22 protein-coding genes are annotated in these 26536 nt (G+C 38.3%); 16 read left to right on the forward strand and 6 right to left on the reverse strand.

The window, feature by feature from the left end; genetic code table 11:
- The first annotated feature begins 116 nt into the window (after positions 1–116).
- From JEP36_RS00945 to JEP36_RS00950, 3 genes are all read left to right on the forward strand, one after another.
- Complete coding sequence (locus tag JEP36_RS00945; protein WP_198629767.1) at positions 117–2096, forward strand: ligand-gated channel protein; 1980 nt, start codon at positions 117–119, stop codon at positions 2094–2096.
- A gap of 758 nt (positions 2097–2854) precedes the next feature.
- Positions 2855–3064 (forward strand): hypothetical protein, encoded by a 210-nt coding sequence (locus tag JEP36_RS17895; protein ID WP_100157911.1) that lies wholly within the window; start codon positions 2855–2857, stop codon positions 3062–3064.
- The gene (locus JEP36_RS00950; protein WP_198620656.1) at positions 3054–4433 is read left to right on the forward strand and encodes an APC family permease; all 1380 of its coding nucleotides are present in this window, start codon (positions 3054–3056) and stop codon (positions 4431–4433) included. The genes JEP36_RS17895 and JEP36_RS00950 overlap by 11 nt, the downstream gene beginning before the upstream one ends.
- A gap of 391 nt (positions 4434–4824) precedes the next feature.
- Here the strand turns inward: JEP36_RS00950 and JEP36_RS00955 are convergent, their stop codons facing one another.
- On the reverse strand, positions 4825–6474 hold the full coding sequence (locus JEP36_RS00955) for an alpha-keto acid decarboxylase family protein (RefSeq protein ID WP_198629768.1): 1650 nt from the start codon (positions 6472–6474) through the stop codon (positions 4825–4827).
- Between the two features lie 148 nt (positions 6475–6622).
- Between JEP36_RS00955 and JEP36_RS00960 the strand changes: the two genes are divergently transcribed.
- Both JEP36_RS00960 and dld read left to right on the forward strand, forming a co-directional pair.
- Positions 6623–7510 carry a LysR family transcriptional regulator gene (locus JEP36_RS00960; protein WP_198629769.1) on the forward strand — a complete coding sequence of 296 codons (888 nt, stop codon included), beginning with the start codon at positions 6623–6625 and terminating at the stop codon, positions 7508–7510.
- 233 nt (positions 7511–7743) lie between these two features.
- The gene (gene dld / locus JEP36_RS00965) at positions 7744–9504 is read left to right on the forward strand and encodes a D-lactate dehydrogenase (protein ID WP_198620653.1); all 1761 of its coding nucleotides are present in this window, start codon (positions 7744–7746) and stop codon (positions 9502–9504) included.
- A 68-nt stretch (positions 9505–9572) separates the two neighbouring features.
- On the opposite strand, the gene sbcB is transcribed toward dld, so the two are convergent.
- Both sbcB and JEP36_RS00975 read right to left on the reverse strand, forming a co-directional pair.
- On the reverse strand, positions 9573–11003 hold the full coding sequence (sbcB, locus tag JEP36_RS00970; RefSeq protein WP_109372871.1) for an exodeoxyribonuclease I: 1431 nt from the start codon (positions 11001–11003) through the stop codon (positions 9573–9575).
- Between the two features lie 113 nt (positions 11004–11116).
- Complete coding sequence (locus tag JEP36_RS00975; RefSeq protein WP_198620651.1) at positions 11117–11728, reverse strand: LysE family translocator; 612 nt, start codon at positions 11726–11728, stop codon at positions 11117–11119.
- Positions 11729–11997: 269 nt separating this feature from the next.
- Between JEP36_RS00975 and JEP36_RS00980 the strand changes: the two genes are divergently transcribed.
- Positions 11998–13260, forward strand: a complete 1263-nt coding sequence (locus tag JEP36_RS00980) for an MFS transporter (protein WP_196533121.1) — start codon at positions 11998–12000, stop codon at positions 13258–13260.
- Positions 13261–13516: 256 nt separating this feature from the next.
- Positions 13517–13855: a PTS system regulator TmaR gene (gene tmaR, locus JEP36_RS00985; RefSeq protein ID WP_036937771.1), complete on the forward strand. Its 339-nt coding sequence runs from the start codon at positions 13517–13519 to the stop codon at positions 13853–13855.
- Between the two features lie 177 nt (positions 13856–14032).
- On the opposite strand, the gene rne is transcribed toward tmaR, so the two are convergent.
- The gene (gene rne / locus JEP36_RS00990) at positions 14033–17491 is read right to left on the reverse strand and encodes a ribonuclease E (RefSeq protein WP_198629770.1); all 3459 of its coding nucleotides are present in this window, start codon (positions 17489–17491) and stop codon (positions 14033–14035) included.
- 531 nt (positions 17492–18022) lie between these two features.
- On the opposite strand from rne, the gene rluC reads away from it, so the two are divergent.
- Complete coding sequence (gene rluC / locus JEP36_RS00995) at positions 18023–18976, forward strand: 23S rRNA pseudouridine(955/2504/2580) synthase RluC (protein ID WP_198629771.1); 954 nt, start codon at positions 18023–18025, stop codon at positions 18974–18976.
- Positions 18977–19080: 104 nt separating this feature from the next.
- Here the strand turns inward: rluC and JEP36_RS01000 are convergent, their stop codons facing one another.
- Positions 19081–19482: a hypothetical protein gene (locus JEP36_RS01000; protein ID WP_198620649.1), complete on the reverse strand. Its 402-nt coding sequence runs from the start codon at positions 19480–19482 to the stop codon at positions 19081–19083.
- A gap of 46 nt (positions 19483–19528) precedes the next feature.
- Entirely contained in the window at positions 19529–20128 is a 600-nt protein-coding gene (locus tag JEP36_RS01005) for a Maf family protein (protein ID WP_196533125.1), read from the reverse strand.
- Between the two features lie 141 nt (positions 20129–20269).
- Here JEP36_RS01005 and yceD point away from each other — a divergent pair, with 141 nt between their 5' ends.
- The 8 genes from yceD to fabF all read left to right on the forward strand — a co-directional run bounded on the left by yceD (position 20270) and on the right by fabF (position 26404).
- Entirely contained in the window at positions 20270–20803 is a 534-nt protein-coding gene (gene yceD, locus JEP36_RS01010; protein WP_023582576.1) for a 23S rRNA accumulation protein YceD, read from the forward strand.
- A gap of 5 nt (positions 20804–20808) precedes the next feature.
- A complete protein-coding gene (gene rpmF / locus JEP36_RS01015; RefSeq protein ID WP_006537252.1) occupies positions 20809–20979 on the forward strand; it encodes a 50S ribosomal protein L32 in 171 nt (56 codons plus the stop codon).
- 24 nt (positions 20980–21003) lie between these two features.
- On the forward strand, positions 21004–22041 hold the full coding sequence (gene plsX, locus JEP36_RS01020; protein ID WP_088493193.1) for a phosphate acyltransferase PlsX: 1038 nt from the start codon (positions 21004–21006) through the stop codon (positions 22039–22041).
- A 4-nt stretch (positions 22042–22045) separates the two neighbouring features.
- Complete coding sequence (locus JEP36_RS01025) at positions 22046–22999, forward strand: beta-ketoacyl-ACP synthase III (protein ID WP_198620648.1); 954 nt, start codon at positions 22046–22048, stop codon at positions 22997–22999.
- Positions 23000–23018: 19 nt separating this feature from the next.
- A complete protein-coding gene (gene fabD / locus JEP36_RS01030) occupies positions 23019–23951 on the forward strand; it encodes an ACP S-malonyltransferase (RefSeq protein ID WP_151434798.1) in 933 nt (310 codons plus the stop codon).
- Between the two features lie 8 nt (positions 23952–23959).
- On the forward strand, positions 23960–24694 hold the full coding sequence (gene fabG, locus JEP36_RS01035; protein ID WP_196533127.1) for a 3-oxoacyl-ACP reductase FabG: 735 nt from the start codon (positions 23960–23962) through the stop codon (positions 24692–24694).
- A 157-nt stretch (positions 24695–24851) separates the two neighbouring features.
- A complete protein-coding gene (gene acpP / locus JEP36_RS01040) occupies positions 24852–25088 on the forward strand; it encodes an acyl carrier protein (RefSeq protein WP_004247087.1) in 237 nt (78 codons plus the stop codon).
- A gap of 74 nt (positions 25089–25162) precedes the next feature.
- Entirely contained in the window at positions 25163–26404 is a 1242-nt protein-coding gene (gene fabF / locus JEP36_RS01045) for a beta-ketoacyl-ACP synthase II (RefSeq protein WP_099076186.1), read from the forward strand.
- The last annotated feature ends 132 nt before the right edge of the window (positions 26405–26536 follow it).

The following is a 26536-nucleotide window of genomic DNA, read 5'->3' on the forward strand; positions in this document are numbered from 1 at the left end:
ATAATATTAAAATAACTAAGGGTAATTAAGTTTATTTATTACCCTAATTTCTGAGCAACTGTCGACATATCCATCTATATAAAACTTAAAGAATATATATTCTTGGAGAATCGGGAATGGTAGTGTTAAATAAAAATAAAATCGCGCTTGGCGTTGTTGCTGCTATTGCATCAAGTTTTGTAATGACTGCTTCAGCAGAAAATGCAGAAAAATTGCTTGTAACAACCGCTTCTGGGTTTAAGCAAACCGTTGAAGATGCACCTGCATCGGTTTCTGTTGTCACTCGTGAACAATTAGAAACCAAATCTTACCGTGATGTGACTGACGCATTAAAAGATGTTCCCGGCGTATTAGTAACAGGCGGTGGAAGTAGTTCTGATATCAGTATTCGTGGTATGGATGCAAAATATACCATGATCTTAGTTGATGGTAAGCGTGTTGCGTCGCGTGAAACGCGTCCTAATAGTGATAACTCTGGTATTGAACAAGGTTGGTTACCGCCTTTACCTGCTATTGAACGTATCGAAGTTGTACGTGGTCCAATGTCTTCTTTATATGGTTCAGATGCAATGGGTGGGGTTATCAATATTATTACCCGTAAAGCGCAAAAAGAGTGGAATGTTAGCTTACGAGCAGACAGTACATTAACGGAACGCCAAAATTCAGGTAATACAGAACAAGGTAGTTTCTACGCAGCGGGCCCATTAGTTGATAATTTGCTAAGTTTAAAAGTTCAAGGACAATATTCGCATCGTAGCGAAGATAAATTTGCGAATGGTTATAATCGTCAGATTACCGCAAGCGGTGGTGGGACATTAAGCTGGACACCAGATGATAAAAATACGATTGATTTTGAATTTAAAAAAGACAGCCAGCACCGAGATGCACGTTGGGAATATTCAGCCTCTGAACGTTCTCGTAAATCTAAGAGCAGTGATTTCAGTAAATATGAGCTAACGCAATATGCCCTGACTCATGATGGTGTTTATGACTTTGGTACGATGAATACTTATGTTCAGCGTGATGAAAATAATAACCCAAGTCGTAAAATGGAATACAACGATACAACAGTACGTAATCAAACAGTATTTATGTTAGATGCGCATACGTTAAGTGTTGGTGCTCAGTACCGTTTTGAAGAATTAAAAGATAACAACAACCGTTTAGACAACGGTAATAAATTAGATCGTTATAGTTGGGCGCTATTTGCTGAAGACGAATGGGCACTAACAAATGATTTCGCTTTAACCGGTGGTTTACGTATGGATAAAGACGAAAACTACGGTACACATTGGACACCTCGTGTTTATGGTGTTTGGCATATGGCGGATGAGTGGACCTTAAAAGGGGGCGTTTCTACTGGCTATCGTTCACCAGATCTACGTCAAGCCACTAAAACATGGGGACAGGCAACAGGGGGTTCAGGTGGTAATGCCGTCATTTATGGTAATCCAGATCTGAAACCTGAAAAGTCAGTAACCGAAGAGATTGGTATTATTTGGGATAATCGTGATAACTTAACCGCAAGTGTTACTATTTATAATACTGATTTCAAAGATAAAATTACTGAACGTCGTATTTGTGATGATAAAGGTGTGTTACCTACATGTACTAAAGAGCAAGGATACGGTCACCAATATGACTTTATCAGTACGCGTGAAAACGTAGATAAAGCGAATATGCGTGGTATTGAAGTTACAGGTAACTGGACGATTTCACCTGCGTGGAACTTAGCAGCTAACTACACCTTCACTGATTCAGAGCAGAAGAGTGGTGCATTTAGTGGTAAACCACTTAATAAACAGCCTCGTCATATAGCAAATGCGACCTTAAACTGGGAAACCACGCCAGAAATGGAAACATGGGCGCGTATTAATTTCCGAGGTAAAACATCAGATTATTTATCACGCACGAGTATGGCAACGGGTACGCCTTCTTATGCGTTTGTTGATATTGGTACAAGTTACAGCTTAACCAAACAACTTAATGTGATTGGTGGTGTTTATAACGTGTTTGATCGTCGCATTAATTATGAAAACTTTAATACCACATTAGAAGGTCGTCGTTACAACATTGGTTTGAACTATAACTTCTAATTTTTCACCCTCAGTTTGTGTCATTAAGACTCCACTTGTGGAGTCTTTTTTTATCATTCTTTTGGTTAAAATAAATACTGGAAAATTTAAATATTGAGGTCTATATTTAGCTCAATAAATCATCTTATCTATCGTTTTATTCTGACTATCAGAGTGTTATTTCTACTTATTACCAGTCATTTTTTTCTCAAATTATTCTCTTACTTTTTATTTATATAAAACAGGTTATTAAAAAATAGGCACTTTTTATTAAAAGTCTATTTTTGGGGATAAAAGAAGCATGAGTTAACAAAATCTTAGCATTAATCTTATTAATGTATTTTAAATGCTTTATTTTGATGGTTTGGTAATGATATTAATTTTAATCTAAAGTTTAATTCTTATTTATCAATGTATTGTGTTTTATTTCCTTTCGTTGCAGTAATGACTATTTGAAATATTTAAAACTTAAAAGTTGTGATAAAAACACAATTATTGTTAATAAAATGTGGCGTTATATGTTGACTTAGTTTGCGAATTGAAAAGATCGTAAAAAAAGGGGGCTTTTTGATGAAAATGTATTGCTATTTAAGTCTGAGACGTGCAAAATGCGCCCACTAAAAATATGACTGATGCGTTTAAAGTGCATCGGTTTTTTTTTGCATTTTTACTTATTACTACACCAAGAGGTCAGATTCATTTGAGTCTGAATAGATAACATAATTTGATTAGCAGCCAGCCCCTTAGAGAAAGGGTTGTCATGATAGAGGAATGCTAATATGGTACAATTATTCTCTTTCGCAGTCGGGCCTAACGGCACTGCGGGCAATGATGACTACGGAGCACGGCGTCTCCTAAACACATACACATCCTTAAAAACTTCATTCTATTCTGTTTATAGGCAGATGCGAAGTCTTCCCAGTAACTGTCGGTTGAGTTTATCTAATACTCAAACCGAAGTTATGGGAGGGTTCGCTAATGTCAGATAACGTCATCTCCTCTATCGGCACTAACCAAACTGGTGCTAACAATCGAGTACAATTACGTAAAACCTTGACTCTAATGCAGGTAGTCATGATGGGGCTTGCTTTTTTACAGCCTATGACTATTTTCGATACATTTGGTATCGTTTCTGGCATTACGAATGGTCACGTAGCAACCTCGTATGCGATTGCGTTGATTGCAATTTTATTTACAGCGGTCAGTTATGGAAAATTAGTTAAGCGTTTTCCTTCAGCAGGCTCTGCGTATACTTATGCTCAAAAATCCATGAGCCCTTATGTTGGCTTTATGGTGGGTTGGTCATCTTTACTTGACTATTTATTTATGCCAATGATCAATATTCTATTGGCGAAAATCTATTTACAAGCAATATTCCCAGGCGTTGAACCGTGGATCTTTGTATTTGCTTTAGTGGCTTTAATGACGTTCTTTAACCTACGTGGTATTAACGTTGTTGCTAACTTAAATACAGCGATCGTTATTGTTCAGGTTGCAGTCATGGTTGTCTTTGTTGGGCTGCTTATCCACGGTGTTTATAACGGAGAAGGTGCAGGGGAGTTATGGACCTTTAGACCGTTTGCGTCTGTTGATGCTGAAGTCATACCAATGATAACCGGAGCGACAATACTCTGCTTCTCATTCTTAGGTTTCGACGGTATCAGTACATTATCAGAAGAGACACCAAATGCAGGTAAAGTTATCCCTAAAGCGATTTTCTTAACGGCGCTGATTGGTGGACTCATCTTTATTGCGGTTTCTTATTTTTTACAATTGTATTTCCCAGATATTTCACGATTCAAAAATCCAGAAGAGTCACAACCTGAAATAATGCTGTATGTTGCGGGTGCTTTATTCCAGTCTATTATTTTAGTGTTCTCTTGTGTGACGGTATTAGCATCAGGTATGGCGGCTCACGCAGGTGTTGCACGTTTACTTTATGTAATGGGACGTGATGGCGTATTCCCTGAGAAGACATTTGGTTATGTACATCCAAAATGGCGTACACCTGCATTTAACGTGCTATTAGTTGGTTTCTTAGCATTAGGTGCCGTGTTCTTTGATTTAGTGACTGCAACTGCATTAATTAACTTTGGTGCGTTAGTTGCGTTTACTTTCGTGAATCTGTCTGTTATTTCACAGTTCTATATTCGTGAGCGTCGTAATAAAGGATTAATGGATCACATTAATTACCTGATATTGCCTATCATTGGTGCTGCGACAATGGGAGTCTTGTGGATAAACCTTGAACCAGGTTCTATGGAGTTAGGACTTGTTTGGGGCGCAATTGGTATTCTTTATATGGTGTGGATCACTCGTCGATTCCGTCGACCAATGCCACAAATGCCAGAAAAGTAATACTATAAAAATTGTCATAAAAATCAGTGTAGAAATGGCTTCAGTAATGAAGCCATTTTTTTTTGCCTACAATAAATTATCAGTATTAAATTAGCTGTATCAAATAGGAAATTGAACAATAAATGATAAATAGGGGGGACACATTTTCTGATAATAAGAATTACATTAAAAAATAAATAATCGTATCGTTATAAATAAAATATTAAGATATGATTGATCTAACAGAATTTAATGAAGCTGTTTTTTTCTTGGTGATTATGAAAATCGCACTCTTTCTCTTGAGAAATTTATTAAATTAATACATTTTATATCAAATGGTTATATTGATAAAAACCTAGCCTAAGCTAAGTCAGCATAAGCTAGGTTTTGTTATTTAAATCGTACTTATAACTTAAAATGAATAAAGCGAATCTTTAGACTCTTTTAATTTTTGTGCTAATTCAGAAGCTTCATATCGTTCGGTTACTATTTCTATATAAGAGGCATTTTCTGTTGATTCTGCCACTTTAAGCGCTTTATTTAATTCATCTATCGTTGTGACTTTCTCACAATGCCAATCTCTTGCGCCAAAAGCTCTAGGTAATTGATGATAATTCCATTGAGCGAGATCGTTATAATAAGCTTCAGGGTAATCACATAATAATCGTTCAATTAAATAACCATCATTATTTAAAACAAGGATGATCGGTTTTAATCCGAAGCGAACAAATTGACTAATCTCTTGTACGGTTAATTGATGTGAGCCTTCACCTGTAATTAAAATAACTCGTTTGTTAGGCGCTGCAAGTGCAGCACCAAATGATGCTGGTGTAGCCCAACCAATAGAACCCCATAATGTTTGGTTATGGAATTGTGCACCTTCTGGTAATAGGGCAAAACCTAATCCCATTGATGATGTCCCTGTCTCTGCAATAATAATATCATTAGGTTTAAAGAATTTTTCTAAATGAGGATATAGATATTGAGCAGTAATTTTACCATTATCAGATAACACAGCTTCGCCTAATCCTTTGGCTTTTATCTGATGATAACTTCTTTTCGGTAATCGTTGAGTCAGTGCAGAGAGTACGTCCTCCATATAAATCGATGTGTAGATAACGGAATCAATCTCAACATATTCGGGCATGATGTTGATAAATTGTTTTGGTTTAATATTGGCAGTGAAACTTCCTGTATTGAAGTCGGTCATCATTGCACCAATTCCTAATACGTACTCACTATTTTCTACAAATTCTCTGACTTCAGGTGTCATTAATTTGCCATCATACATACCAACATATTGGGGATGAGATTCACTCAAAATACTTTTATCCATAAACATAGTGGCATAAGGTAAGCCCGTTTTATCGATAAAAGCTTGGACATTATCTGATAACCCTAAACGTGCGGATAAAACACCTGGTAATACGCAGATATTATTGCTGTGTATAAGCTTTTCAATAATGAGTGATACCACTTTTTCTAGTATTTCTTTATCACTCACTGGTTTTTTCGGGGAGGTAACAGGTGAATGTTCTATCACTTGCATAGTGGCATTATCAGAAGGTAGGCCAATATAAACTGGGCGACGTTCTTTTAATGCAGTAGCAATTAAACGTTCCATTTCTGTAATGCAATTTTCAGGTGTTAATATTGCGTGAGCACAAGCAAGGCGTTGGCCTAATTGATAAAAAATATCAAAATCACCATTACCTAATGTGTGATGAACAAGGCGCTTACTTTTTTGTACACCACTTGCTGGCATACCAACTAAATGGAAAATAGGTAGGTTTTCTGCATAAGACCCAGCAATAGCATTAATTGCACTTAACTCACCAACACCAAATGTTGTCGATAATGCTGCCATACCTTTAATTCGGGCATAACCATCAGCAGCGTAAGCTGCATTTAATTCATTGCAGTTACCAATCCAGCGCATATGATTGCTATTACAAATAGTATCTTCTATGGGAAACGCATAATCACCCGCAACACCAAAAACATCACTTATTCCTAAGTCATATAAGCGGGTTAACATATACTCAACGACAGTCTTACTCATATCATCTCCAAAAAAACCGAATAATAGTCTGTGAAAGTAGAGGAATGCTTTTACATTATGCTTAATGTTTTATCGTGGATATTATCTGATATGAAATGGTTTATTATCATTGAGGGTATAACTAAATGTAATAAGGTAAGCATTGCTAATGGATATTCGCACATTGCGCTATTTTGTTGAGGTTGTTCAATTAAATGGTTTTAGCCGAGCCGCTGATGCGCTATTTATCACTCAACCTGCAATTAGTCGTAGTATTAAAAAATTAGAAGATGAATTGGGTGTTACTTTATTAGTGAGAGAAATTGATGGCGTTAGATTAACAGATGATGGTGCAATATTGTTTGAACATGCAAAACAAATACTTGCACAATTTAATAATATAAATAAAGCATTACAGGACAAGTCTGGGCCATTAACAGGGACATTAAATGTTGGATTACCTCCTGTAATAGCTTCGACGTATTTTGCTGATATTATTATGGAATTTAGCTCTCGCCATCCTCTGGTTGAACTAAAAATATTTGAATTGGGTACTAAGCAAATGGCTGATGCCATGAGAGAAGGCAGAGTTGAAACTGCCGCCGTCGTATTGCCTTTTAATGAAGATATTTTTGAATTAACACCTTTTTCAGAAGATCACTTAATGCTATTAATGTCACCATCTCATTCTTTAGCTATAAAAAAGGAAATTCACTTCAAAGAGTTGATTAATGAACCTTTTATCTTCTTTTCTGAAGATTTTCGTATTAATGATTTAATTTATAGTGCTTGTGGTATTTACAATACAGTGCCTATTATTGCGGGACGTAGTAACCATTTAGATTTAATTATTGCCATGGTGAAAGCTGGTGTAGGAGTAACACTTTTACCCAACAGTATGTGTAATAAAAATCCTATTGATGATTTGGTTGTTCTTCCTGTAGTGGAACCTACATTGTCATATCAAGTAGCACTAGCAAATAATAAAAATGGCTATAAAAGCCGAAGTTGCCAAGCATGGAATCAGTTAGCAAGAGAAAAGCTAACAATAGAATAAAATATTAAAATAATACTTATTTATATTCTATTTAAGAAATAAATATCGCAATTATCTTATAAATAATAAAAGTGATTATAAATCAATAAATGTTATTTTTTAAGAAATGCGGATAGCAGTATAAAAGCAGTTATATAAATGATAAGTTTATATTTTGCACATAGCCTTATGAGTAATAATAAAAATGGGCAAATAAAAGATTAATCAGACAAGACAGGAATAGGATAGGGAAAATGAATGAGAGTAATAGTTCTGTAAATCAACATTTTATTCGCAAACTTGAAGGTATCGTTGGTAAAAAACAAGTATTAACACAAGCACATAAAACAGAACGTTATCGCAAAGGTTTTCGTTCAGGGCAAGGTAAGGCGTTGGCTGTTGTCTTTCCCGCTAATCTATTAGAACAGTGGCGAGTTTTTAAAACCTGTGTCGAAGCCGATAAAATTATTATTATGCAAGCGGCGAATACTGGATTAACAGAGGGCTCAACGCCTAATGGTGATGATTATGATAGAGATATCGTGATTATTAGTACATTACGCCAAGATAAAATACAGGTTCTTTCAGAGCATAATCAAGTTATTGCTTTTCCTGGTAGTACGTTATGGCATTTAGAAAAAGTATTAAAGCCATTAGGGCGAGAACCTCATTCTGTTATTGGATCTTCTTGTATTGGTGCGTCGGTGATAGGGGGAATTTGTAATAACTCGGGCGGTGCTTTAGTTCGCCGTGGGCCTGCTTATACCGAATTATCGCTTTATGCTCGCGTTAATGAAAAAGGTGAAGCTGAATTAGTTAACCATTTAGGTATTGATTTAGGTGAAACACCAGAAGAAATATTAACTAATTTAGATAATCGTCATTATCATGAGAAACAGATACAAACGACAGAAAAACTAGCCTCTGATCATGAATATCATGAGCGTATACGTGATGTCGATGCTAATACACCTTCTCGTTTTAACAATGATGAACGGCGTTTATATGAAGCAGCAGGGAGTGCAGGAAAATTATCGGTATTTGCTGTGAGATTAGATACTTTCCCAGCAGATCATCGCACTCAGGTTTTTTATATTGGTACTAATAATCCGGACGAACTTGAAGATATTCGTCGTCATATTTTAAGCCATTTTAAAAAGTTGCCTGTTGCTGGGGAATATATGCATAGAAGCTATTACAAAATGGCTGAAGTGTATGGAAAAGACACATTTTTGGTGATTGATAAATTAGGTACAGATAAAATGCCAATATTATTTGCCGTAAAAGGGCGAGTAGATGCGGTATTAAATAAAGTGCCTTTCTTACCTAAAAACATGGTGGACAGAACCATGCAGTTTATGAGCAAACTATGGCCAGCTCATTTACCAGAGCGTATGACTGATTTTCGTGACAAATATGAACATCATCTTATGTTAAGAATGGCAGATGATGGAATTGAAGAAGCCGCAACTTATTTAAAAGAATACTTTAAGCTAGCATCAGGCGATTATTTTGAATGTACTGAAGAAGAGGGAAATAAAGCCTTTTTGCATCGTTTTGCTGCCGCAGGTGCTGCTGTGCGTTATCATGCCGTTCATGTTAATGATGTAGAAGATGTGTTGCCATTAGATATTGCATTGCGCCGTAATGACAAAGATTGGTTTGAAAAGCTACCACCTGAAATAGAGAGTAAATTACTTTATAAACTCTATTGTGGGCATTTTATGTGTCACGTTATGCATCAAGATTATATTATTAAAAAAGGTGTTGATGCTAAAGCATTAAAAGCAGAAATGCTGGCGCTATTAGATCAGCGTGGAGCTGAATATCCCGCAGAGCATAACGTGGGTCATATGTATTATGCTAAACCTCAATTAAAAGCATTCTATAAGCATAACGATCCAACCAATAGCATGAACCCGGGTATTGGTAAAACCTCAAAACTAAAATATTGGGGAGAAGAGTGTGGCTGTGGACATGCTCATAATGATGCTAATACAGAGAATAAAAAATAATTGTTGTAGATTGTGTTTATTAAATTAAAGAATAAAGGCAGGATAAAACCTGCCTTTTATTTTATCAATTAGCTCGCAATCTCTTGAGCATATAAATAAAGCTCTTGTAGCTGTTTTAATTTTTCCTCGTTATCGGCATGTTCTTCAGCTAATAACTGAATAGTATTAATATATTCGGTTAGTTTTTCTGGCGTTAACATCTCTTTTCTATGCGCCAACCAACGTTGTTGTTCGTCATAATTAAGCGTTGAAGGATAATTTCTTGCACGATAACGGAAAAACAGAGGTTCCATTCTCGCATCTTCAAATGTTAAGTCTAAAGCGGGTAAATTCTGTGGTTGCGTTGAGCGAATAATCTCCATCGCACTACGATCATTTTCACTGAAAAAACCATTATAAATTTGTGAATCAACATTATCAGAGACAACAAAAGGTGTTTGTTGTGCAAATATTTCCACGACTTTATTGCGTATTTCAGGATGAGAAAACAATAGTGCTTGGTTTTTTAAACAAGTATCAACATCTAAACCAATTCTATCTGCATCTTGCTGTCTTAATGTATTTTGCGGTGCCACAATGGGGCATTTATTAATATGCAGTAATTTAATTGGAACTGGTGGCTCATCGACTGATAATTCACTACGTGGTGTATATAAACGTTCACGCAATTGGTCTGAATCGAGTGTTAATAAAGGCGATATATCTGCGGCTAAGTCGCAAACAATAACTGCATTGCGATTATCAGGATGCCACGCTAATGGTGCAACAAGGCTTAAATTAGAACGTGCGGCACCAAACATACCTGAAACATGCACAATCGGTGTCATTGCTGGAATATCAATTAGCGCCTGTACTTTGCGTTTATCGCGTAAATTAAAGAAATAATCAAACATGCGCGGTTGAGCTTGTTTTAATTTTTTTGCCATCGCAATGGTGGCATAAACATCAGACATCGCATCATGCGCATTCTCATGAGAAATACCATTTGCTTTGGTTAATAACTCCAAACGGAAGCTTGGAAAACCGTCTTCATTTTCAGGCCAAACAATACCTTCAGGGCGCAGTGCATAACAGGCACGTAAAACATCAAGTAAATCCCAACGTGAATTTCCTTTTTGCCAACTATAAGCATAAGGATCATAAAAATTACGATAAAGGATATTTCGTGTGACTTCATCATCAAATCGAAGGTTGTTATAGCCCATAATACAACTATTAGGTTGGCTAAAAGCTTGATGAATTTGACGAGTAAATTCGGCTTCAATCACCCCATTTTTTGCCGCAACTTGTGGCGTTATTCCTGTGATCATCACTGCTTCTGGGTGAGGCAGATAATCATCATTAGGCTTGCAATAAATAACGAGAGGATCTTCAATAATATTGAAATCCATATCGGTTCTTACACCCGCAAATTGCGCAGGGCGATCAAGTGCTGGGTGCGTGCCAAAGGTTTCGTAGTCATGAACGTAAAATGTGGGCGTTTTCGCTGAATTAGACAAGGTTTCCTACCGTAAAGTTATTGATGATTTTTTTTAAATCATTACTCAATGAGTTGTATTGGGTTTAATTAAGACCATGGTAAACCATAATGCGGTAAACGTGAAATGTCAGATCAAAGCGTGCTTATGTAGTGTTTAATATAAGGTGTTGCTGTGAGAATAAGTAGGAGCGTACCCCCGCTAATATTGATTACTTTTTTCATAGTAACAATATTGATTTTTTGTGATGACAATAAAATAAAACTACAGCAAGCAATTAGCCAGATACTCATCATGAAAATATGAATAGAAGATAAAGCAAGATAATTACCTAGTGTTGGCGTCGCACCAGCATAACTAGAAACAACCACAAGATATAACATAATTGCTTTAGGATTAAGCACATTAGCAATATAAGCTGTTTTGATAGAGACTTTTTGATGAATAATTGTGGTGTTTTTGGAGGCTTTTAATCCAGAACGTATCAAAGAAATTCCAAGATAAATTAAATACAAGTTACCAAGAATAGTTAATACCATAAAAGCAGAAGGGGACGAAACTAATAATTTTGTTATTCCTAATCCGACCAAAAGCCCGTGAGTAATAATGCCTAATGCGGTGCCTATAATAGTGATCAATAACCCTTTTATGCCATAGGTTAAGGTGTTATCTAAAGCAATTGTAAAACTTGCACCCGGTGAGATAATTATCGGCAGTAACGTAATAATAAAACCAAGTATATCCATAGTATTGTCTTAGATAGTTTTAAGCGAATTATGGAGGACATTGTTATTTTAACAAAGGAGATTAAAGAAAAGGGATTATATGATGCCTTTTCGTGCGTTTTACTGTCAGTAATGGCAATAAAAGATAAAGGTAGATCTAGAGCACATAACTCAAGTTGTTAACGTTAACTTATGTGCCTTATGTCACATTAAAACGATATAATTGTTTGTGAACTTAAAAGTTAACGTTAACATTTAAGGGTGAAATGACTTTATAAGGCGCTCAACCAATGAACAAAGACTCAAAAAAATACTATGCGATCTTAAGTGCGCTGTTGTTTTTCTTCTTTTTTACCTGGTCTTCATCCTTTTCATTAGTTTCTATTTGGTTAAATCAGTATGTAGGATTAAAAGCGACAGATACTGGATTGATATTCTCTGCAATTTCTCTGATTGCGTTATGTGCTCAACCTCTATATGGCTTTATTCAAGATAAATTAGGACTAAGAAAGAATTTATTATTAGTGATTGCAGTATTACTTATTCTTTCTGGACCATTTTTTCTAGGTTTCGCATCAATACTTCGCTGGAATATTTTTGTTGGCTCCATTTTGGGAGGTTTATATGTAGGTATGACATTTAATGCGGGGATTGGTGTATTAGAGTCATATACAGAGCGTGTTAGTCGTATTCGTGGTTTTGAATACGGTAGGGCGAGAATGTGGGGATCGCTAGGTTGGGCATCTGCAACATTTATTGCAGGACACAATATAAACATCGATCCTAATTATAATTTTGTGATGGCTTCTATTTCTGGTGTTGTGTTTTTAATTCTTTTAACACTTTTAAAAACAGATAAATCAGACGCATTTAATCAATTAGAGCATGGGAAAACATCGGCTATTACCATAAAAGACGCACTGAATTTACTTTCATTGCCTCGTTTTTGGGCGCTTATTTTATTTGTTATTGGTACCTGTGTTTATGGAGTTTATGACCAACAGTTTCCCGTCTTTTTCTCATCGCAATTTGCAACCTTACAGCAGGGTAATGAGATGTACGGATATCTGAATTCATTGCAGGTATTCTTAGAAGCTGGTGGTATGTTTGTCGCACCTTTTCTGGTCAATAGAATAGGTGCTAAAAACGGCTTATTACTGGCAAGCAGTGTTATGGCGGCACGTATTATTGGCTCAGGACTAGTCGAAGGTCCAGTCTTGATCTCTTGTATGAAATTATTACATGCTGTTGAGTTACCTATTTTATTAATTTCAATTTTTAAATATAACAGTCAACACTTTGACAAACGTTTATCTTCAACACTCTATTTAGTCGGTTTTCAATGTGTTAGCTCTATTGTTGCTACATTATTATCTCCATTAGCGGGTTATGGTTATGATCATTATGGTTTTGCACCAACCTATATGGTGATGGGATGTATTGTGATAGGGACAACACTTTTCTCAGCAGTGTTTTTACGTTCAGACGCGAAAGCATTACTGCCACTTGATGGCTTACAACATGAAGATCAAAATAAAGCACAGCCTATTTAATCGCTGATTAATTTATCCTTTGTAGTATCGATTTGGGCTACCAGTAAAAATGTGTAGCCATTTTTTTATCATTAATTAAGTGAACATTTACGGGTTAAAGAATGTTGACTATATTTATTAATGTATATCATCCTAATTAATTGTTAATTAAGCAAAATCAATTAAATTTGTAAACTTTGCTTGTTTATTGACACGATTAAGCGATAATCTTAAACAGAACTATTTATCTTAAATATCAATTGTAAAGGTGTAGGAAATGGATAACGCAAACAAGCCGTCTTTCCAAAACGTACTGGAGTTTGTGCGTATGTATCGTCGTAAAAACAAAATCCGTCGTGAGATCACTGACAATGAGAAAAAGATCCGTGATAACCAAAAACGTGTTCTTTTGTTAGACAACTTAAGTGAATACATTAAACCGGGTATGTCGATTGAAGATGTATTGGGTATTATTGCTAATATGCGTAGTGACTATGACGATCGTGTTGACGATTACATTATTAAAAATGCCGATCTGTCTAAAGAGCGCCGTGAATTATCTAAGCAGTTAAAAGCGATGGGGGAAATTAAAAATCTTCCTGATCTAAAAGACTGATTGTTTTACTAAGAATAAGAAATCGAAGGCCTCTGAATTGAATATTCAGGGGCTTTTTTATGTTGGCTTAATAAATACTCAGTTAATTTGCTAATAGTTACCCAAAAAAAGAACCCACTAAAAAGTGGGCTCTCAATTTAGAAGTATTATCAAGATATTCTTAATAACACCTTATTATCAGTTTTGACTTTCAGCTTTAGTCATTTCTGAAGAAGCGTGATTAGTAGAACAATGTCCACCCGCACCTGTGCGGCCTTTCTTATCAAAAGCTGGACGTGTTTCCCATGCTTTGATTTCAATTGCCACAGGTGTTTCATCAGCGGCTGGCGCTTTTGTCATTGGTGAGCTTGCATGTAGTTGGCGTGCAACTGCAACAGGCTCTTGACGAATAACAACTTCAGTTGGTTTGCTTTCTGTTACCGTTTCAATTTCTACCGCAGAGATTGCGCTTTCTTTTGGCTGGTCTTCAATAACTGTTTCAATAACAGCTTCAACAACGGTTTCAGCAGTAATTTCTTTGTGTTGTTCAACAGTTTCTTCAGTAGCTACTATTACTGCTTCAACAGGCTGGGGCTCAGGCGTTGATATTTCACTCTCTACTGGTGCAACTGTATCTTGTTCAACTTTTTCTGGCGTGATGTTTGTTTCAGCCTGTTGTGAAGTTTCATGCATATAAGCTTCAGTGGTATTTAATACCGCTGAAATGTTCTCTTTACGAGTAATATGCTCTTCTGTATTCACTTCATTAATGACATCACTGATAACGTTGTTTTCAATAATGTCGTTAGTTTCAACAGGCACAGCTTGTGGCTCTACTGCAATAATTTCAGCAACAGCCTCTGTGGTTGATTCAGTACTAACCGTGACAGAATAAGTTGATTCAGTCGATCTTACCTGTGCAATATCAGCAACAATGGTTTCTGAAACCTCTGGTGCGATAGCGACCATTTGTGGATCTTGATGAGTAATAATGCGGTTTTCAACAGAAACGTCATTGTTGTTTTCAGCATTATTCTCAATAAATGGTGCATCACTTATTGGTGTGATTGGATAGCGAATGAAAACTTTACCTGAAGCAAGTTCAGGAGAAGCCACCGCCATTGCCAGAGGCATTGGTGATACTGTTAAGGTACGCTCATCACGATAGCGACGACGACGTTGACCACTTACACGTAAATGACGAGGTGAACGGCGAGAACGACGTGGCATAACATTATCTTGCCCGTTATTATCTTCGTTTTTATTGTCATCTTGTGATTTAGTTGCATCAGGTAATGCTTTTACAGCTTGTGCTTCATTCGCTTCAACTTTCGCAACAGCGACTGCTTTAGGTGCTGATTTTTCTGTTGGCGCAACTTTAGTTTGTGTTGTTGCAACAGGAGGCTCAGAAACGGCTTTTTCAGTCACAACGGGTACAACAGCCAATGCATTATCATTGTCAGTTACGCGTACAGATTGTGCTAATTGACGACGATTGCGGCGTTGCATAGCAGGGCGACGAGGTTCTTCTTTCTTCTCATCAGCACTATCTTTTGCAACGGTATCATTTTCAGCAAGAGCCGCTTGTGCTTTAGCCGCTTCTTGTTGCTGTTGACGTTTTTCTTCTTGACGACGACGCTGTTCCGCACGTTGTTCACGACGCTGTTGGCGACGAGCTTCGCGTTCTGCAATCTCTTGCTCACTACTAACTTCAGTTGTTGGCGTTGTTTGTGGTTTTTGATTGCGATTTTTGCGATTGTCTTCGCTATTTGCGTTATCACGATTACGATCGTTATCACGGTCACGGCGATTATTGTTGTTACGTCGATTATTGTTATTACGACGATCACGACGATTATCGTTATTCTCTTTCTTATTTTCCTGTGGTTTTTCTGGTGTTACCACAGGCTCTGGTTCACTACTAAATAAGTTAGAGAAGAATTTTGCGATAGAGGCAAAGAAACCTGTACCTTGAGCTTGTTCTGATTTAACAGGTTTAGCTTGAGGCTGAGGTGCTTTTTTGCTTTTCGTCGCTTCAATCGACTCTTCTTCTTGCAATCCAAAGGCTGAAATAGCGGGTTGTTCAGGCGCTTTACGCTCTGTAACAACATCGTCCTCAGCTTCATTTAGCTGGCTCTCATGGAATTGCGCTAAGTTGTAGCTCAGAGAGGTAATTTCTTCGCCTTTACGCACACGAATAACAGAGAAATGAGGCGTTTGCATTTGGTCATTAGGAACAATAACCACTTTGACATTAGATTGACGTAATTCAATGTCAGTCACTGCTTTACGTTTTTCATTAAGCAAATAAGAGGCGATTTGAACAGGTACAATCGCATGTACTTCATGTGTGTTTTCTTTAAGTGCTTCTTCTTCGATAAGACGTAACACAGAAAGTGACAGTGATTCGTTATCACGAATAGTACCTGTACCTAAGCAACGCGGACAAACGTGATGGCTAGATTCACCTAATGAAGGGCTTAAACGTTGACGAGACATCTCTAATAAACCAAAGCGAGAGATGCGTCCAATTTGAATGCGAGCACGATCTTGGCGAACAGCTTCGCGCATTCTGTTTTCAACTTCACGCTGATGGCGCACAGGCGTCATATCGATAAAGTCGATAACAATTAAGCCACCTAAGTCGCGTAAACGTAATTGGCGTGCGATTTCGTCAGCCGCTTCTAAGTTAGTATTGAACGCAGTTTCTTCGATATCACCGCCACGGGTTGAGCGTGAAGAGTTGATATCAATCGCTGTTAATGCTTCAGTTGTATCAATAACTAAAGCGCCACCAGAAGGAAGGCGAACTTCACGCTGAAAAGCAGATTCAATCTGTGATTCAATCTGGTAATGGCTAAATAGAGGTACTGCACCTGTATAATGGCGAATTTTGCTAGCAAAATCACCACGACCAATCGCTTCAATATGGCTACGCGCCATTTCAACGACTTTTGCGTTATCAATTAAAATTTCGCCAATATCAGGACGTAAGTAGTCGCGGAATGCGCGAACAATTACGTTACTTTCCTGATGAATTAAGAATGGCGCAGGGCGATTCTCAGCCGCTTTCTTAATAGCATCCCAGTGTCTTAAACGATAGCTTAAGTCTTGTTGTAGTGCTTCGGCAGATTTACCAACACCTGCTGTACGTACAATCAGACCCATACCATCTGGGATTTCAAGGCTTGATAAAGCTTCTTTGAGTTCAGTACGGTCTTCACCTTCAATACGGCGAGAAATACCACCCGCACGAGGATTATTTGGCATTAATACCAAATAACTTCCTGCAAGGCTGATAAAAGTGGTTAATGCTGCACCTTTATTACCACGCTCTTCTTTATCAACTTGAACAATAACTTCCTGGCCTTCTTTTAAGACATCTTTGATGTTAGGACGACCATGGGAGTGATAATTACTAGGAAAGTATTCGCGGGCTATTTCTTTGATAGGAAGGAAACCGTGGCGTTCCGCACCATAATCAACAAAAGCGGCTTCTAAGCTGGGTTCAATTCTAGTGATTTTACCTTTATAGATATTCGCTTTTTTCTGTTCATGACCGGGGCTTTCGATATCCAGATCGTACAAGCGTTGCCCATCGACAAGGGCAACACGCAACTCTTCCTGCTGAGTTGCGTTAATTAACATTCTTTTCATATTGTGACTTACTCGTTATTTTCACGTTTTATAATGTGCCACTAACATACGTAATTACACTATTGATAACCGATGACCTCGTGTCTTTTACAAATGCGTCAACCTCACGGTTGTCGATTGTATAGAGGTGCAATATGTCGGTGAGTCTGATTTTTAGTTCAAAAATTCAGCACTCTTTAATTGAACACGATGTTTCAACTCAATAAGCGATGTATTTATGGCATACTAAATTGTTTGATTTTCGACTATGTCTTACGCCATTGCTGCATTTTGAAAATCAAACAAACAAAATTTTCATAAATATACCTGATAAACATAATCAGGAGAGTCTGCATTATTCCATTGGTGTTAGGGTTATAGCAAGATGACTTTTCTGCTTTGGTGACTTTTTCTGTATAAATATGAGAGATTAGCTAATGTTTCGTCTTTTTCCCATTATTCAGGTTAAAATAGACGACAGATTTGATGTTATTTTGTACACCACAAAGTTGTTTGTTATTTTTATTTTAAGAGAGCCAAAGAATCGCCACTATGAAATCATTTAATCAAGTTCAGTTCGTCACCATTGATGGCGATGAAGCAGGCCAGCGTATCGATAATTTTTTACTGGCACGCTTAAAAGGTGTACCAAAAAGTATGATTTACCGAATTATCCGTAAAGGGGAAGTTCGAGTTAACAAAGGGCGAATTAAACCTGAATACAAACTCAATGCGGGTGACAGTATCCGTATACCTCCTGTGCGAGTATCGGAAAAAGAAGAAGTCGCGGTATCACCAAAGCTTGATAAAGTCGCTGCATTGTCAAATTGTATTTTATATGAAGACGACCATTTAATGCTCATCAATAAACCTTCTGGTACGGCTGTACATGGGGGAAGTGGGTTAAGTTTTGGTGTGATTGAAGGTTTACGTGCATTGCGCCCAGATGCGCGTTTTTTAGAGCTTGTACATCGTCTTGATAGAGATACATCGGGTGTTTTACTAATTGCAAAAAAACGTTCAGCATTACGTGCTTTGCATGAGCAATTACGCTTAAAACAGATGCAAAAAGATTATTTAGCCTTAGTGCGTGGTCAATGGCAATCTCACACTAAAGTTGTTCAGGCACCGTTGTTGAAAAATATTCTTCAAAGTGGTGAGCGAGTGGTTAAAGTAAGCAATGAAGGAAAACCTTCTGAAACGCGTTTTAAAGTGGAAGAGCGTTTTGAATTTGCCACATTAGTGAAAGCAAGCCCTGTGACAGGAAGAACACACCAAATTCGTGTGCATACATTACATGCAGGTCATCCTATTGCATTTGATGATCGTTATGGTGATCGTGATTTTGATTCACAATTGGTAGGAACTAAACTTAATCGCCTATTTTTACATGCTAGTTCTTTGACATTTACTCATCCTTCAACGGGTGAACAAATGCGAATTGAAGCGCCAATGGATAATCAGTTACGCCATTGTTTGCAAGTATTACGTAGTCAAAAATCTTAAGTCGAAAATTTTTATTTCAACAGAAAATCCGAATACTCAATACGCCCAGTTTGTTGGGCGTATTGCTTTTCTTAAACCACTAAGAAAGTGAGTGGAAAATAGAATTAACCTTCCACTTTTGTCATGCATTGCTCAACAATTTTATCAATATCCCACTCTTTAGGCAGCGATATTGAACCGTTTTTGCGCATTTCCATATCTACACGGATAAATTCGTTAATTCCGTAATTTTTAATAATGCCGTCGTAAGTACATTCACACACTTCGGCAATTTGAGGAATTAGCGCATCATCAGTAATGCCCGAACCTAATATGCAGCTACTGACGAAATTCTTTTTAAATAAGGATTTGCTGTCATCTTTTTTGTCTGAAATCACACCGTCTTGGATAGTATTTGTCGTGTTAGTTGCTTTTGTTGTTGAAATTTCAGTGTCTTTTTCATCAGAACAACCCACTAATGCTGTTGCCATCACTAAAGCTGTTAAGACTGATGCTAATTTATTCATAATACGCTTTATCGCTACATAAGATTAAAAAATAAGATGACCAGATTCATTTGTGATCATCAGAGAAAAATAATGGGTTTATTCTTTGCGAGAGTAACATTTTATTCAATCGGATAAGTGGTAAACCAATTAAAGAATTTGGATCATCGCCGACAAGTTTATCAAATAGAGTGATGCCTAGTCCCTCAGATTTAAAACTTCCAGCACAATTGAAAGGCATTTCTTTATTTAAATAACTGATAATTTCTTCATCAGTTAAATGACGAAAGTAAACTTGAAATAATTCACAATGAGTTTGATGTTCTAACGTTAGACTATTATATACAGTTAATCCGGTGTAAAACGAGACACATTGTCCTGAAGCTTGTTTTAATTGTGCAAAGGCATTATCAAAATTATGGGGTTTTCCCGTGATCTTTTTATTCAGTACACAAACTTGATCAGAGCCAATTATAAGGTGATGTGGAAATTTTGCTTGTAAAGCGCTGGCTTTTTCATAGGATAAGCGACTGACAAGATCTTGAGCGTACTCTGTGGGCATCGGGGTTTCGTCAATCTCTGGAGATGCCTGTATAAAGGGCATTCCAAGCTTTTTCAGCAACTGAGCTCGAAAGGGTGAAGTAGACGCAAGGACGAGTGGCAACATATTTTTTTTAAAATCCGTAGCAAAATGATGCCTGACATTCTAAACTATGCGCCGCTGATAAAGCGAATTTTGGTGGAAAGGTGTAGATAACCCGCCTTTTTCTTTGACTATATTCCATTACAAAGATAATATGCGCGCCTTATGCAAAAGGTAAAATTACCCCTGACCATTGATGCGCTGCGAGCAGCTCAAAAGAATTTAGACTATGACGGTCATTATTCTCCAGAGCAAGTAAGCCGCTTAGCTGAATCGGTGGTCAGTGTGGACAGTAATATTGACGTGGCTTTATCATTTGATATTGACCATCAACGTCTTGCCGTGATTAAAGGACATTCCGATGTGGATGTGACTTTAGAATGTCAACGTTGTGGTGGCCATTTTCCGTATCATGTTCACGCAACATATTGTTTTAGCCCTGTTGTCAGTGATGAACGGGCCGAGACATTACCGGAAGAATATGAACCAGTTTATGTAAACGAATTTGGTGAAATAGATTTGCTGGCAATGATTGAAGATGAAATAATCCTCAACTTGCCGGTGGTTCCGGTACATGATTTTGAACACTGTGAAGTGTCCGACGCGGATATGGTGTTTGGTGAACTCCCTGAAGAATTATCAGAGAAGCCAAATCCATTTGCCGTATTAGCCAGTTTAAAGAAAAGTACTAAGGAGTAAGGTCAATGGCCGTACAACAAAACAAACCAACTCGTTCTAAACGCGGTATGCGTCGCTCTCATGACGCGCTGACAGTAACTCAAGTTTCTGTTGACAAAACTTCTGGTGAAACTCACCTGCGTCACCATGTAACTGCTGACGGTTACTACCGTGGTCGCAAGGTTATCAACAAGTAATTAGCTTTATAGCTCGTTGATACCTTGACAAATCTAACCATAGCGTTAGATGCGATGGGCGGGGACTTCGGTCCTCGCATCACAGTGCCTGCTTGTTTGCGGGCGCTGGCATCTAATCCTCATTTAAAAATATTGCTGGTAGGTCAACCAGACTCTATATCTCCTCTGCTTGCAAATCAAAATGCTGAGCTAATCTCCCGTTTACAAGTTATACCCGCAGAACATATTGTCGCCAATGATGCCAAACCTTCACAAGCTATTAGAGCAAGTAAAGGTACATCAATGCGAGTGGCACTTGATCTCGTGAAAACAGGGGAAGCACAGGCTTGTGTAAGTGCAGGGAATACTGGCGTATTAATGGGATTAGCAAAACTTCGACTTAATGCGATTGATGGAATTGAACGTCCTGCACTGGTTTCGGTATTACCTAATCAGAAAAAAGGCAAGACGGTTGTTCTTGATTTAGGCGCTAACGTTAACTGTGATAGCAAAATGCTGGTGCAGTTTGCGGTAATGGGCGCAGTTATGGCCGAAGAGATAGCAGAGATTGATTCACCGAAAGTGGCGCTTTTAAATATTGGTGAAGAAGAGAGCAAAGGATTAGATAATATCCGCGAAGCTGCTACGGTATTAAAATCGACACCGAATATTAATTATATTGGTTATGTTGAAGGTAATGAATTACTGACAGGCAAAACTGATGTATTGGTGTGTGACGGCTTCGCAGGTAATGTCTCCCTTAAAACGATGGAAGGGGTTATTAGAGTTTTCCTTTCATTGATTAAATCTTCTACTACCGAAAATAAAAAAACGTCGTGGTGGATGAAAATATTGAAGAAGTGGTTACAAAAGCGGCTAATTAAGCGTTTTGGACATATGAACCCCGACCAGTATAACGGTGCTTCTCTGTTAGGATTACGCGGTATCGTCATTAAAAGCCATGGTGGCGCAAATGAAAGCGCGTTTACAGCAGCAATAGAACAGGCTGTTCATGCCGTTGAGCGAAAAATTCCAGAGCGAATTGCTTCACGACTGACAACAGTATTACCCAAGAGCGATTGATAGAATGTATACAAAAATCTTAGGTACTGGTAGTTACTTGCCTGTACAAGTGCGAACTAATGCCGATTTAGAAAAAATGGTTGAAACATCTGACGAGTGGATTGTTACCAGAACGGGTATCCATGAACGTCGAATTGCAGCAGAAGAAGAAACTGTTGCCGTGATGGGTGCGGGTGCTGGCGAAAAAGCATTAGAAATGTCAGGTATTGATAAGCAAGACATTGGATTGATTATTGTTGCAACTACATCTGGCTCTCATGCATTTCCAAGTGCGGCTTGCCAAATTCAAAATGCATTAGGTATTAGTGATTGTATTGCTTTTGATGTTGCGGCTGCATGTTCAGGTTTTGTTTATGCATTAAGTATTGCGGATCAATTTATTAAAGCGGGCACTGTTAAAAAAGCACTGGTTATTGGTGCTGACAGATTATCTCACGCTTTAGATCCAGAAGATCGTGGCACGATTATCCTATTTGGTGATGCGGCAGGTGCTGTGGTTGTTGGCGCATCAGAAGAAGAAGGCATTATCTCTACCCATTTACATTCTGATGGCCGTTTTGGTGATCTATTAGCACTACCTTATCAGAGTAGAGAAAATGACGATTTACCTGCTTACGTGACTATGGCAGGAAATGAAGTTTTTAAAGTCGCAGTTCGTGAGCTTGCCCACATTGTGGATGAGACACTTGAAGCTAACAAAATTGATAAATCTGAACTGGACTGGCTTGTGCCTCATCAGGCAAATTTAAGAATTATTTCAGCGACAGCGAAAAAGCTGGATATGACAATGGATAAAGTAGTGGTGACATTAGATCGCCACGGCAATACGTCAGCAGCATCAGTCCCAACAGCATTAGATGAAGCTGTAAGAGATAATCGCATTCAACGTGGTCAGTTAATCTTACTGGAAGCGTTTGGTGGCGGTTTTACTTGGGGTTCTGCACTTATCCGTTTTTAATATTATCAGGAAAATAAACATGACTGATTTTGCAATGGTTTTTCCCGGACAGGGATCACAATCTGTTGGAATGCTTGCAGAACTTGCAGAGCAATATCCAATAGTGACTGAAACATTTGCTCAAGCATCTGATGTATTGGGTTACTCTCTTTGGGACTTAGTTCAGAATGGACCAGAAGAAGAGCTAAACAAAACATGGAAAACACAGCCAGCATTATTAGCAGCTTCTGTTGCTATCTGGCGTGTATGGCAAGAAAAACAAGGCAAAATGCCACAAATGATGGCAGGTCACAGTCTTGGCGAGTATTCTGCTTTAGTGTGTGCGGGAGTTATTGATTTCGCTGCGGCAATTAAATTAGTAGAATTACGTGGTCAACTGATGCAAGAAGCCGTACCTGCGGGTACGGGGGCAATGTATGCGATTATCGGCTTAGATAATGACGCTATTGCAAAAGCCTGTGAAGAAGCAGCGCAAGGACAAGTTGTCTCACCTGTAAACTTTAACTCACCGGGTCAAGTTGTTATTGCGGGTAACAAAGAAGCCGTAGAACGTGCTGGTGTGTTATGTAAAGAAGCGGGTGCTAAACGTGCTTTACCACTAGCAGTAAGCGTGCCTTCTCACTGTGCTTTAATGAAACCGGCTGCTGATAAGCTAGCGGTTGCATTACAAGAAATCGAATTTAAACAACCTGAAATTCAGGTCGTTAATAACGTTGATGTGATAGCACAAACTGATGCAAATGCAATCCGTGATGCATTAGTTCGCCAGCTTTATAATCCAGTTCGCTGGACTGAAACGGTTGAACTTATTGCTGAAAAAGGTATCACACAATTATTAGAAATCGGGCCAGGAAAAGTATTAACTGGCTTAACAAAACGTATTTCTAAAGAAATGAACGCTGCAGCAGTTAATGATATTGCATCATTAGATGTTGCATTAGGAAATGACTGAGGGATCTCATGGGATTTGACGGAAAAATAGCGCTAGTTACTGGTGCAAGCCGTGGTATTGGCCGTGCGATTGCAGAAGATTTAGTTGCACGCGGTGCGACAGTAATTGGTACAGCAACGAGTGAAAACGGTGCGAAAGCTATCAGCGAATATTTAAACGGTAAGGGTAAGGGTTTTGTGTTAAATGTCACAGAAAACGACTCTATCGAAAAATTTTTAGCCGATGTGCGCGCTGAATTTGGCGAAATTGATATTTTGGTCAATAATGCAGGTATTACTCGTGATAACCTGTTGATGCGCATGAAAGATGATGAGTGGCAAGATATCATTGACACTAATCTTTCATCAGTCTTCCGTCTGTCTAAAGCAGTTATGCGTGCTATGATGAAAAAACGTTATGGTCGTATAATTACGATTGGTTCTGTTGTTGGAACCATGGGTAACGCAGGACAGGCAAACTACGCGGCGGCGAAAGCGGGTGTGATTGGTTTTAGTAAATCATTAGCACGCGAAGTTGCTTCCCGTGGCATTACGGTGAATGTTGTTGCTCCAGGTTTTATCGAAACTGATATGACTAGAGCATTAACAGACGACCAAAGAGCAGGTATTTTATCTCAAGTCCCTGCTAACCGTTTAGGTGATGCCAAAGAGATTGCCAGTGCTGTAGCTTTCTTAGCTTCTGATGAAGCAAGCTATATCACGGGTGAAACATTGCATGTCAATGGTGGCATGTACATGATCTAATTATGGGGACGTCTTTATATTTGCTTTTTGCGTACAATATAATGCAAAATATAGCAAATAAAGTAGTCCACACAGTCGGGATTGGTTAGATCTTTTCCTGTATTTATAAACTAAGAAAATCATCGCGCAAGCGAGTTTTGATAGGAAATTTAATAGTATGAGCACTATCGACGAACGCGTTAAGAAAATCATTGTTGAACAACTGGGTGTTAAAGAGGAAGAAGTTGTAAATTCAGCTTCATTTGTTGATGACTTAGGCGCTGATTCTCTTGACACAGTTGAGCTGGTAATGGCTCTGGAAGAAGAATTCGATATCGAAATCCCAGACGAAGAAGCAGAAAAAATTACTACAGTTCAAGCTGCTATTGATTACGTTGAAAACGCAGGTAAATAAGCTTGCTAATCTAGGCGGTCACTCGACCGCCTATATTTTTAATCCTAAACTTTTTCCCTCCTTGGAGGATAAGCGTGTCTAAGCGTCGTGTAGTTGTGACCGGACTAGGCATGTTATCTCCTGTCGGTAATAACGCAGAAGCTTCTTGGGAAGCAGTGTGTGCCGGACAGAGTGGTATCGGCCTTATCGAAGATTTTGACACCAGTCATCATGCGACTAAATTCGCTGGATTGGTAAAAGATTTCAATCACGAAGATTATAATCTTTCGCGTAAAGACGCGCGTAAGATGGATCTTTTCATTCAATATGGTATTGCAGCAGGTGTGCAGGCCATTGCGGATTCAGGTCTTGAAGTAACAGAAGCCAATGCAAGTCGTATCGGAGCTGCTATTGGTTCTGGTATTGGTGGCTTAGGCCTTATCGAAGAAAACCATACATCTATGATGAATGGTGGTCCTCGTAAAATTAGCCCATTCTTTGTACCTTCAACCATCATTAACATGGTTGCAGGGCATTTAAGCATTATGTATGGTCTTCGTGGCCCTACAATCTCTATTGCAACAGCGTGTACTTCAGGTGTTCATAATATTGGACATGCTGCTCGTATTATTGCTTATGGTGATGCAGATGCAATGCTGGCAGGTGGTGCCGAAAAAGCAACCACACCATTAGGTTTGGGTGGCTTTGGTGCTGTTCGTGCATTATCAACACGTAACGATAATCCTCAAGCGGCTAGTCGCCCATGGGATAAAGATCGTGATGGTTTTGTATTAGGTGATGGTGCGGGTGTTCTTGTTCTTGAAGAGTACGAACACGCTAAAAACCGTGGCGCTAAAATTTATGCTGAAGTGGTTGGTTTTGGTATGAGCAGTGATGCTTATCACATGACTTCACCGGCAGAAAATGGCGAAGGCGGTGCGCTGGCTATGACAAATGCACTGAAAGATGCGGGTATTGCCTCATCAGAAGTGGGTTATATCAACGCACACGGTACATCAACAAATGCAGGCGATGTTGCTGAAGCACAAGCAGTGGAAAACGTATTTGGCAAAGGCACTGATGTATTAGTTAGCTCAACAAAATCTATGACAGGTCACTTATTAGGTGCTGCGGGTGCAATTGAGTCTATCTTTACAATCCTTTCGTTACGTGACCAAATTGTACCTCCAACAATAAACCTAGATAATCAAGACGAAAACTGCCATCTTGATTTCGTTCCACATAAAGCACGTAAAGTTGAGAACATGGAATATGCTCTGTGTAACTCATTCGGCTTTGGTGGTACTAACGGTTCAATTCTCTTTAAGCGCGTATAACCCGTTTTTTGTAGAAAACTGAAAAATACCTAAAGGCCCAGGATTATTCTGGGTCTTTTATTTTGTCCTTTTACTGCCAGTTGTTTTATCATGTACAGATTGATATCAATAACATAGATGTAGGGTGTGTTA

The sequence above is a fragment of the Proteus sp. PR00208 genome, assembly GCF_016238545.1.
GTDB lineage: Bacteria > Pseudomonadota > Gammaproteobacteria > Enterobacterales > Enterobacteriaceae > Proteus.